The sequence below is a fragment of the Lactonifactor sp. BIOML-A5 genome (assembly GCF_009677585.1).
Taxonomy (GTDB): Bacteria; Bacillota; Clostridia; order Lachnospirales; family Lachnospiraceae; genus Lactonifactor.
The window spans coordinates 296,655-308,228 of sequence record NZ_WKYV01000001.1; the positions used below are offsets into that span (position 1 = coordinate 296,655).

At 34.7% G+C, this 11,574-nt stretch carries 7 protein-coding genes; 3 read left to right on the forward strand and 4 right to left on the reverse strand.

Annotated elements, in window-relative coordinates; all coding sequences use genetic code 11:
• Positions 1 to 201 precede the first annotated feature (201 nt).
• Positions 202 to 2,130, forward strand: a complete 1,929-nt coding sequence (locus tag GKG41_RS01280; protein ID WP_154256451.1) for an LTA synthase family protein — start codon at positions 202 to 204, stop codon at positions 2,128 to 2,130.
• Positions 2,131 to 2,332: 202 nt separating this feature from the next.
• Here GKG41_RS01280 and GKG41_RS01285 read toward each other — a convergent pair whose 3' ends face one another.
• The gene (locus GKG41_RS01285; RefSeq protein ID WP_154256453.1) at positions 2,333 to 4,702 is read right to left on the reverse strand and encodes an MBL fold metallo-hydrolase; all 2,370 of its coding nucleotides are present in this window, start codon (positions 4,700 to 4,702) and stop codon (positions 2,333 to 2,335) included.
• Between the two features lie 239 nt (positions 4,703 to 4,941).
• Here GKG41_RS01285 and GKG41_RS01290 point away from each other — a divergent pair, with 239 nt between their 5' ends.
• Both GKG41_RS01290 and GKG41_RS01295 read left to right on the forward strand, forming a co-directional pair.
• Positions 4,942 to 5,937 carry a glycosyltransferase gene (locus GKG41_RS01290; protein WP_154256455.1) on the forward strand — a complete coding sequence of 332 codons (996 nt, stop codon included), beginning with the start codon at positions 4,942 to 4,944 and terminating at the stop codon, positions 5,935 to 5,937.
• A gap of 2 nt (positions 5,938 to 5,939) precedes the next feature.
• Positions 5,940 to 7,220 (forward strand): lipopolysaccharide biosynthesis protein, encoded by a 1,281-nt coding sequence (locus tag GKG41_RS01295; protein WP_154256457.1) that lies wholly within the window; start codon positions 5,940 to 5,942, stop codon positions 7,218 to 7,220.
• A gap of 31 nt (positions 7,221 to 7,251) precedes the next feature.
• Here the strand turns inward: GKG41_RS01295 and GKG41_RS01300 are convergent, their stop codons facing one another.
• From GKG41_RS01300 to GKG41_RS01310, 3 genes are read right to left on the reverse strand one after another with little or no spacing between them, the layout of a single operon-like run.
• On the reverse strand, positions 7,252 to 9,249 hold the full coding sequence (locus GKG41_RS01300; RefSeq protein ID WP_154256459.1) for a DUF2142 domain-containing protein: 1,998 nt from the start codon (positions 9,247 to 9,249) through the stop codon (positions 7,252 to 7,254).
• A 47-nt stretch (positions 9,250 to 9,296) separates the two neighbouring features.
• Entirely contained in the window at positions 9,297 to 10,553 is a 1,257-nt protein-coding gene (locus tag GKG41_RS01305; RefSeq protein ID WP_154256461.1) for an oligosaccharide flippase family protein, read from the reverse strand.
• Between the two features lie 2 nt (positions 10,554 to 10,555).
• Positions 10,556 to 11,554 (reverse strand): stealth family protein, encoded by a 999-nt coding sequence (locus GKG41_RS01310; protein WP_154256463.1) that lies wholly within the window; start codon positions 11,552 to 11,554, stop codon positions 10,556 to 10,558.
• Between the last annotated feature and the right edge of the window lie 20 nt (positions 11,555 to 11,574).

Below are 11,574 nucleotides of genomic sequence, written 5' to 3' on the forward strand. Positions count from 1 at the left end.
ATTGATGGGGGATATTAATATAGAGGATTCCCATGATTAAAATTATTATCCATAATTTGTTATTTGAACATTGTAAGATCTGTGTAAAATTTTGTATGATTATGTAATATTATATGTTATGATTCTTAAGATTAGTTTAAGATATAAATAGTATAATTTAAATTAAATATCCAAGTTTAGATCTGATTTGGGAGGAAATCTATGAAAAATTATTGTCATTATAATAAAAAGCTACTTTTTTGCAGCCTATTTTACATACTTCTAACACTCCTTTTGTACTCCTCGGTGAATCAAGCATATCCCTATTCCCTACAAAACGCCTGTCTATTAATACTACTAGTACTGATCACAGTTGGGTTGATACCTCTTCAGCTATGTAAGGAGACGTTTTTATTAAAAATCTACGGTATTTTCATATTTATTATAACACCTTTTATCACTTACATAATGATAGAGTTTTTAAACAATAATAATGCATTACAGTTGAGCGGTATACGTATTGCCATGAACCTTTTCTGGTATTATGCCATGTATTGCCTTCTCTTTGTCTTAAGTAACCGGACTTCACTTGCCTTAGTTGTCGGTAACGTCTTTTTTGTTTCAGCAGGGATTATTAATCAGTTTATATTACAGTTTAAAGGTGTCCCCATTCATCCTGGGGATTTGCTAGCCTTACAGACAGCTCTTAGTGTCTCAGATGCTTACACCTTTCAATTGAACCAAACTATGCTGCTTGTTATTATCATTACAGTATTAATTTGTGTACTGGCTGTAAAAGGCAATCTCTCATGCTATAAATGGAAAGTCCGAATACCTATAAATCTATCGCTAATCTCGATCATCTTAATTTATTCCTCATTTTTTTTCGATAAGCAATATATTGAAAAGATGGATGTTAGGCCTTATGTATGGAGCCGAACACAGGGGTATATTGATAATGGAACACTATTGAGCTTTATGACAAATATAGAATACCTTTTTGCTGATAAGCCAGAAGGATATACTAAAGCTGCTGCACAGGAAGTATTATCTTCTTACTCGAACAATACTGAAACTGGAAATGTAGTGATAAATAATGAGGCTCCTACTATTATAACTATCATGAATGAGTCTTTCTCTGACTTGACCAGATTAGGAGTTACAGAAATGAGCAGTGACTATTTATCCTATTTTCATTCCATTGACACACCCATGGTTAGCGGGAATCTTTATGTATCCATCTGTGGCGGACTTACAAGCAATACAGAGTTTGAATTCCTGACAGGTAATTCAATGGCCCTTCTGCCAGAAGGCAGCATACCATTTATTAATTACGTGCATGAGGGTGCATCATCTATAATTGGAGATTTAAACGAAAAAGGCTATAAAACCCATTTTATACATCCTTATGAGAGTACTGGCTGGGGGCGGGATATTGCTTATCAATGCTTCGGTGTAAGTAATACCAGTTTTATTGATGATTTCTACGATCCAGAATTATTACGAGGTAAGGTAAGCGATCGCAGCTCCTATGATAAGGTGATTGATATTTACAATAATAATGATACTAACGCACCTCTTTTTATCTTTAACGTAACAATGCAAAATCATGGCGGCTATGATACAGGTTATGAAAAAAGCGTTACACTTAATATGAAGGGTGATTACCCCCTCACAGAAGAATATCTTTCAATAGTTCAGCAATCAGACTCCGCACTCCAATTTTTGTTAGATTATTTTTCTCAAGAAGACTCACCTGTAATAATACTTTTCTTCGGAGATCATCAGCCTTCAATAGAAGCTGAACTCTGGAATGAAGTAATTGGAAAACCAGAAGAAGAACGCACTATTGAGGAAATAATGATTAATTATCAGGTACCTTTCTTCATATGGGCTAATTATGAAATTGAGGAAAAGGAGTACTCACATATAAGTGCTAATTACTTATCAAATCTCCTATATGAGACTGCAGGACTGAACCTAAATGATTATCAGGTGTTTTTAAAAACCCTGTATGAAGACTGGCCGGTAATTACGGTACGAGGATGTATGGATACAGATGGCCAATGGTTTTATTATGATGAAATTAAAGATCTGGAGGAAATCAAGAAATACCAGTATGTAGAATATTTGAATTTATTCGATTACTAAAGTGCTTATTACGCTTAATGCCTATATAATACCCCAAAATTTACATTAGTAACATACCCCTGGAAATAAGGCTACAGTTTATCTTAATTGATTCCTGCAGGGATATCAGGAAAAAGATATGGGGCATCATGAGTCGTAAAATCATGATGCCCCGCCTTAGGACTATATATCGCTCGGCAGCCCATTGTATTTAAGGTTAACATCATGGTATCCAAACCCCATTAGATGATAAATTGTAACTTTTATTATTAAGGACAATTCTTCCTGTTGCCATTGCCCCGTTAGAATTCAGGTAATACCAATTAGAGCCGTCCAGCAGCCAGCCAGTACTCATAGCGCCATCCACACTAAAATAATACCAATTATTTTTTATGTATTTCCAGCCGATCACCATAGCTCCATTAGCATTAAGGTAATACTTTTTATTTCCTAATGGCAGCCATCCCACTGCCATATCACCATTTTTATATAAATAATACCAAATTCCGTTGTCCAAAAGCCATCCTGTAGCCATTGCACCATCTGGCTTTAAATAGTACCATTTATTATTTATATATTTCCAACCCACATTCATAATTCCATTATGGCTAAAATAGTACCAATTGTGACCAACTTCTTTCCAACCTACTACCATAGAACCGCTGGAATCAAGATAGTACCAATAACCATTATCTAAAACCCATCCCGTTTTCATCGTTCCATCAGTGCTCATAAAATACCATGCATTCCCAATATATTTCCAGCCTGTTGTCATATTCCCTTTTTGAGGAATAAAATAATACCAGTGGCCTGCAATCTGGTTCCAACCTGTTGCCATTTTACCATTTGAGTTCAGGTAATACCAAACTCCATTTAATTGAATCCAACCGGTATGCATAAAACTGTCATTTCCAAAGTAATACCAATATCCATCAATAAATTTCCATTCGTTTTTTGCAAATGATGTATCTGAGTTCTGATATCTCCAGAATCCGCCTTCCTTTTTCCAACCTGCTACCGGAAAAGGTTGATCTGGCTGATAGATACCATCTTTATCTACATAATACTTTTGTTCTATCCAACAGTCTCTTTGCATTTTCCCCTCATTATCGTAATAAGAATACGCTTGACTCTCTTCATCATAATACCACCCGGTAGCAAAGGATCCGTCTTCTGTGATAAAATAAGTATCTTCACCATAGCTCCACCTGCCAACATCAGCTAGAACATTACCTTTATCCTCAAAATAATATTTTTTACCATCAATCTTCTGCATTCCAGTTTTCTGGTAACACGTCCTGCCAAATTCATCAAAATAGTACAACGCATCATTAATCCAGAACCAGTCAGGCGTCAGGCTAACATAGTCAGTGGTTATTAGCTCTGGTGTTATGGTTGCCACAACAGCTGCAGAATTTGTACAAGTAGAAAAGATCTGAGCACCTTTTAATTCCGCCATCATACGTGAATCCTCTGTCACCCAGTTCATAGGGCCCGTTGTAACTACTGTTTTAGGATTTAACGAGGTCAAAAAATATGAGGGATTGTTATATTCTCGACCATGATGGCACATTTTCATTAAATCCAAAGAAATTGTCCTCTGGCTGGTATTAGGTGAATCTCCTTGGTTTGGAGAGGGAACAGGAGCAAGGCGGCTTTGCGGCACGTCCATAACTATATCATCCAATGTATTCTGCGCATGTTCCTTTAGAGAGTGCATACTGTCGCCTTCGGGCAGTTCAATAGTGACGCTAGAATTCATATCATTCTCTATGTCTTCAGAATTATAAAGTTTATCAATTATTTGGTCTGCAATTTTAACACTATCTCCATCAAACGGTTCCATATCTGAAGTTAGAAGAACAGTCTTATCAAAAGCTTCTATTAAGGTAACTAAACAATTGTTATTTTCACTTGATACCGGTATGATATTCCCCTCTTGGTCTCTATCTCTCTCGTAGTTTAGAATTTCTATATCCATATCTCCTAGAGACAGAAACCTATACTCTGCGTTTTCTTCAAAATCCAGATTGGTAATAATTTCAGTTCCAGTATCTTCTGCTGCCTGGATAATACGGTCATAAACATATTGATTATCCCATAAGCGGTTCTCCTCAGCATCAGGGTTAAAATATGGATCTTCCGGATTTATGCCATGCGCATCTGTCATATATTCGTCCTTATATTCATTTATATATAACCTTTTCGTTGGAAAATGCCTAATAATCTCATCGCCCGTTCCGATATGATCACTATGCGCATGTGTAGCAATATAGAATTCCAGTTCTTCAACTCCCAATTTCTCAAGATAATGTATTACTTGAGGGTCGAATCCCAAATGAGTAGTTATCCCTTCTCTAAGAGGATACTCTTCATTATTAGGATAATCCCAGTCTTCACCAGAATCTATCAAAGCAAAATGTCCATTGCTCTCTAAAAGTATCGCATCACCTGTAGTATACAAGGATATAAAATGTATTTTTGTCCCACCTTCATTCCCCTTTGCAGATACACCTATCACTGATGAAAACAATAAAGCAAATAGTAGCATTAGCATAAATACTATTTTTCTACTTTTTATATTCTTTATCATATAACCTTCCTCTCCCCTATCACATCCATGATTTTACAGAAATGTTTATATGCACTATTTTATCCTGCACAGTGTTTTCTATGTATATAATAACATTAGTATAGTATATGGATAAAATATGTGCAATATAAAAATATTACTATAAATTCAATCCAGAATATTTATTTGCTTGTTTACATATTAATAATATGTTATGATAATCTGCGGAACTTATTTATGTATTAAGGAGATAAATATAGATGTTAGTCAGTATTATAGTTCCTGTATATAATGCGGAAAAATATTTAAAAGTTTGTATTAATAGTTTGTTGCAACAGACATTTACAAATATAGAAGTTATATTAATTGATGATGAATCCACAGATTCTTCTGGAGATATATGTGATGAATATGCAATCAAGGATCCCCGGGTTAAAGTGTTCCATAAAAAGAACGGGGGAACTGCTGCAGCCAGGAATACTGGTTTAGAAATGGCTACTGGTGATTATATTACTTTTATTGACAATGATGACTACTGGATTAACACGGAATGTTTGCAGGAAATAGTTAAGCAATTAACCGAGAGTCCTTCCGATGTACTAATGTTTTCTACAATTGATTACTGGCAGGATAAAAATCATTATAACTACCCTTCAAGGACCTGCTCAAGAAGTTCTGTCTTGCACCAAAAGCGTACCGATGCTATCCGGTCAATCATGGAAAAAGGGCTTTTATACCGAGCCGTTTGGTCTAAAGTAATAAAAAGGGAATTGATATTAAAAAATAATTTATATTTTTCTTCCGGTATACGGAATGAAGATACTGACTGGACTGCACGAATGTTATTAGCTGCCACCTCGTATGACTGGTATGAAAAAGCTTTCTATGTATATAGAAAAGGACATACAGAAGCACAGACTAGTAAACCTAATACTTATCAAACCCTTAATGATTTAAAGAGCATCTGTATTAAATATATCAGAGCGGCTGAAAAAATTAACGATGCAGATTTTAAAAAGGTCTATCTAAGCTATCTTGCTTATCCATACTCCGTCTGGATGGCGCAAGCTGAATTTATTAAAAATGATATTATTATATCAGATAAACAAGAAATGAAACAATATTCATATCTTTTAAATTATGATATAGATCCTGGTGTAAAGCTAGTAGCAAGATTATACAAAACCTTCGGCTATAATATAACTGCAAAATTGCTTAAATTTTACTTAAAGCTTAAATATAAGATTGAAGGTTGAATATGGATAATAAAATAAGAGTTACTAAGAGACAAATATACTTTTGGAATTTAGCAGGCAGCCTGTGTAATGCAGTTACATCCATGATTCTTTTAATGATTGTTACGAGAACCACAGACAATTATTATGCCGATATGTTCAGTTATTCTTTTGCTTTGTCACAACTGCTGGTTACCATAGGACTATTTCAAGTAAGAAACTATCAAGCAACTGATGTAAGAGAAAAGTATGAATTCACAGACTACTTTACATTTAGAATCATAACCTGCTTCATTATGATGATATTTGCCTTTTTGTATGTCCAATTCAAAGGTTATACCTTAGATAAAAAAATTGTAATACTTTTTGTATGTCTTTACAAAAGCATTGAGGCAATGTCAGATGTTTTTCAGGGTCTTTTTCAGCAAAAAGGGAGATTAGATTTAGCAGGTAAATCTTTAACCTTAAAGGCAGTCTTCTCTAGTTTTATTTTTGCTGTTGGTATGTATATAACTAATAACTTAATTTTATCATGCTCATTATTATTTATTAGCTCCTGCCTCTGTTTTGCTTTATATGATTTAAGAAAATATAGAGAATTTTCACAGTTAAATCATGTTATTCAACACATAAAAAAATATTATAAAAGATTATATGGTATTTTCGGGCAGTGTTTCCCTCTTTTTATTAATGGATTCCTTATTATGGCAATATATAATGCACCTAAAAATGCAATTGATCTATGCACGGAACAAAATATTCTACCACAAGGCATTCAGACAGATTATAATATAATCTTTATGCCTGCATCTGTAATTAATCTTTTTTTAATATTTTTACGGCCATTTATGACAGAAATGGCTTATGCTTTATCACAAAATAGAAAAGACAGATTTTATAAGATGCTCTACAAAATAATAGGAGGTTTATTTTTATTTGGTATATTATCTATTATCGGAGCATATTTGTTAGGTATCCCTATTTTGGAGGTTATTTATTCGAGACACTTAACCAAATATAAAACTGAACTTATTATGCTTATGATTGCAGGAGGAATGAGTTCTTTAGCAACAGCAATCGATAATATTATAACCGTAATCCGCATTCAGCATGTACTCGTCATAAGTTATTTTTTATCCTGGATAGTAGCTAGACTTATTGCCTATCCATTAATAGAAAAATATGCTCTCTATGGAACTGTTGTCGCTTTTATGGTTACAATGTTAATCCTTTTGATATGTAATCTTCTAATCTTGTTATTTGGTCTAAAAAGGCATAAAGATAAACGAACAGGCTGTGACTGAATGGTCACTTACCTGTTCGTTCGTCGTTATATTACCTACCAACAATTCTGGAAAACACCTGAAGAACTGCTACAACCTGTATACACGTAAAAAGCATAACCAGATAATTATCTATATTTCTTTTCAAAACCACTACTCTGCTTCTAAACATAAAAATAATCAAAGGCAGAATTGGAATAAAGTATCTCCCCTGCACACCATCAATATGGTCTCTGCCCAACGGAGTAAAGTCAAGAAGTAACGCTAATAAGGTTGCTCCTATTACAGCAGCACAAATGCAGCCCATCCATACTTTTTCTTTCCAGTCGAATAATAACACATCCCTCTCTGTTTTCGCCGACGCTAGGAGTAATAGAATAAAAAACGCAATGACAAACATCCAAGGTAAATAAATCAAGTCCTTCCAGGTAAGCCTACATCCTAACATACCAATAAGATAATCATCGCCATTTACTCGGATCGTATTTACAAACATTCTAATAGTATAACCAATATTCTGCAGCAACATAGGCAGAGTATGGCTTTCAAATTCCTGACCCAAACCGCCATAGGTTTGTCCCTGGGCCATATTTGAAAGAGAACTCATTCTCGCAATCCCTATTGACAGTATACCAGTCGTAAGCAATAAACCGGTCCCCATCCATTTAGTTCCTTTTTTAGCGAATTTTGATTGAGGTATCAGCAGAATTAATCCAGCCAAAACGCAGTAAACAATCTTCACCGGTGCCAGGAAAAAATTCATAACCATAAGAATTATAATATTTATCCATGTTACAGCTTTTCTATTATATGCACAATAAAAACAGTAGCCAATCAATCCAAAGCTTAGCATATTAACTATAGTGTCATATGAATAAGAAGTAGCCAATTCTAGCGATCTCGGAAGTAATGCAACAATAAATAAAACCATTTTCCCAGCTGGCAGTTTTTTTATAGACCAGTAACATCCTAGCAAATAAAAAATCCCTGCAAACAGTTTTCCTAAATACAAGGTAGCCACTCCTCCAAGCCCCAACAGCATTCCCAGAGCAACTCCGATAGCCTGGGGTAGATAACTCCAGAACGGAACATTAATTGGTCCCCGTTCATAAGACGCGGGGCTTAAATCAGGATCATGTTCGAATAAATTGTCATGGATAAGATTATACGTAGATTGATCCGGTCTCCAATGATTACTGTTTATAATCAGATCCGTTTTACGTATCATTGTATTCCCGTTCTCATCTAAACTTTCTTTCATCAATAATTTGTCAGCAACCGCATATGCACTGGCTATATGCCCTGGTTCATCAGGTGCAGACATGGGGGGGAAAACTGCCAGATAGACAATGAGAAGTATCCCTCCCACCAATAAAAACAGCCTTTCCAGTCTACATCTCTTTATCCTTATCAGAAGATATACCGCTAGCACAAGGGCAAATAGTATAAGGGAAATACCCCAAAACATTTTACTTATATAAGGACTTTTACCTAACACCCCAAAAGCAAGAGTGCCCTCAATTACTTTACCCGCCTTTGTAATTTGACTGTTAAAATAAACTTCCTTTTTTGTGCCCTGGAGTATTAACTGTGTAGAAAGCTCCGCGCTTTCTACAGATATCTCAAATTCAATATCATCTCCGATTTTAGATTCGACAGGAGATTCGCAAATTAACTCCATACTATTTTTAGTAAGAGCTTCATTTATATCGGTATTCCATTCCTGGCAAACTACATTGTTTTTCTTCAGAGCAACTCTAATTATACCAGAAGTCTGCGCATCAGAAGCCTTACTAATTTTATACTTAAAGCTAATTCCACTTATTTCTTCCCTTGTAGCAGTAAATGAAACAGTGGCTTTTTCACCATTTCTAAGTTCTATGATATCTTCCTCGGCGTTCAGGTTAAATAAATATGCACTGATTTTTTCATTAGCTGCCTTTTGAAAAATCTGTTCGTTATAAAATATAATTACTACTAATACCGATATTAAGATAAAACATACCTCAAGTATTTTATAAATTGTTCTTTTGGTTGTTGCATTGATCATAATGCACTTTTACTCCTTCGCCGTATCTATCCTCAACATAGTTATATTTAATCCCACTTGTATCTATCACGAAAATGTACAACAACTCCTATCCGAAATGCCACTGTTAATATCTCTGTGACACACGTGATTATTGCCACTGTCTTTGCACTAAATATACCCAACGCAAAAAGAATTATTAATTGTATTATCTGAATAGCCGCTCCAATTACATTAGAAATATTTGCATAATTTGCCAATCCCACCGGGGATAAAACCGGAAATCCAAAAAGCATACCTGGAAAAGCACACCATACCACTGGCGCAAGCAATCTTAAATACGTCCCCGCGCCCCTGAATGCTTTTCCAAATAGCAAAACACAAATCGGTTCAGCAAAAACGGCAACAATAATACATCCTATGGTTAAAATCGGTAAAAATATAATTAATATTTTTTTTATGAGTTTAAAATCTTTGTTCTTTACCATATAGGGATAAAGGCTGTCAGTGACTGGAGATATAGCTTGCTTTCCTGTTGTGATTAGCTTATCTGCAGACGTGTAATAACCCACTACCGGAGATTCTGTGCCATAAAAAATGCCAAGAATAAAAGTATTGGTTGCGCTATATATAGTAGAGGCGATCCTAGAGTAGAAAAAAAAGCTGGATCTTTTTAATGCCTCAAGTATATCTTTTATTTTAACGCCACAAAGTGTTATTCCCATTTTTTTATTTAAATGCCAGTATACTCCCAGCAAAGCACCTGAGTTTCCTATTACATTTAAAATAGGAATAATAAGGTATTGTTCCTTTTGTCTTAAGCAAAGAAAAATCATTAATGTAAAAAATAATTTTATGAGAACAGTTCTGATCGTTATGGCCTTCATTTCCTCCAATCCCCGATAAAGAAAATCCGGCAAAAAAGAATTTACAGCTATGGAAATAAAATACAGAACATATAGGCTTACGTCCTCCTTAAACCTTCCTACACTAGAACACAAGAATAATAATACAATACTTGATAACAAAATTAGCAATAATTTGCAGGCGCTGACACAAGTAAAAATATGAGACAGCCTTTTAGGATCATCCCGATGCTGAGCAACCTCTTCTGTTGCAGAAAGAAGAAACCCAAAATCAAGAAATAATTGAAAATATATCATTAAGGATACCGCAAACCCTATTTTACCATAGATTATCGGGCCTAACACTCTGGTCTGATAAGGTACTGTTATAAAATTAAACAAATAATTAGAAAATGTAAGAATATACAACATAATAGTATTTGAGAATAGCCTACTATTCATTTTCACTTTATCGCTCATAATTAAGTCTCCATTTTTTCAAATGATGACTTTTCTGGCAAAATCGTCTGGAAACAGTCTTTGATAAAATCCTTTTCCTTTTCAAAATCCATATTTTCATTGTCATCACTAAGACATACCATTTTTACAGTTTGATTTTTAATTGCCCTTTCTATCTCAATATCATCTCTCCCAATGCTAAAAAATCTTCCTATATTTGTAGTTCTGGGATAGAAAGAACCAGATACTAATTGCCAATATCGAAAAAGCCAGCAATTGACATCTTCAACTGATCTAATTTTATGAAGACAGGTACTATTAAGTTTTTCTGACTCCATTTCCCATACCTTTATATATGTGGACTTTTTCAATGATATTGGTAAGTGAGGATCCATAAAGCCCGTAAAATCTTTAAATGGATACATATACAGATTTCTAAAAAGCTGCTTTCCATAACAGCGGGAAAACCACTTTCTGCTATGGTTTCTCCTGCAATCCCGTTTTTCAAAATGTTCATTTATAATCTCAAGATTATTTCCTATAATGTGATCAATACCTCCTTTATGAAATTGCAATGCAGTTTCTACTAGAGAGTCACATGGAAGTCCTTCTTTAAAAAACATATCAGGTTCCATTTCCTTCAGAAAAAACATGTCGTCATTTGCATAGATAAACTGTTCTGCCAGACCCTTTATCCTGTGAAAATTCATCTCTATAGGGTGGCTGCTGAATGTAGGTAGGTATATCTTAGGTATATAATCTGTATGATTTACAATATTAAGCTTTTTACAGCCTGTATTTAACCATTTTGGCAAATGGCCCCAGGTTACAAAATGTACCTTTCTCACCCAAGGCATAAACTTCTCTATTCCTCTAAATACATATTGAAGATTATCCCAGTCCCGAAATCTTATATCTCTGCTGTCTCCCTTGAAATAAGGATCATGCGCATTTTTCACCTCCCTCCAATTGGGATCACTGCCGTCTACCCAGGCAATGACAACATCTATACTGTTATCCATAGTTCCTCCTGCTTCTAAGC

Coding starts and splice junctions, on each gene's coding strand:
- GKG41_RS01280 (WP_154256451.1), top strand. CDS start 202: ATGAAAAATTATTGTCATTATAATAAAAAGCTACTTTTTTGCAGCCTA.
- GKG41_RS01285 (WP_154256453.1), bottom strand. CDS start 4,702: ATGATAAAGAATATAAAAAGTAGAAAAATAGTATTTATGCTAATGCTA.
- GKG41_RS01290 (WP_154256455.1), top strand. CDS start 4,942: ATGTTAGTCAGTATTATAGTTCCTGTATATAATGCGGAAAAATATTTA.
- GKG41_RS01295 (WP_154256457.1), top strand. CDS start 5,940: ATGGATAATAAAATAAGAGTTACTAAGAGACAAATATACTTTTGGAAT.
- GKG41_RS01300 (WP_154256459.1), bottom strand. CDS start 9,249: ATGATCAATGCAACAACCAAAAGAACAATTTATAAAATACTTGAGGTA.
- GKG41_RS01305 (WP_154256461.1), bottom strand. CDS start 10,553: ATGAGCGATAAAGTGAAAATGAATAGTAGGCTATTCTCAAATACTATT.
- GKG41_RS01310 (WP_154256463.1), bottom strand. CDS start 11,554: ATGGATAACAGTATAGATGTTGTCATTGCCTGGGTAGACGGCAGTGAT.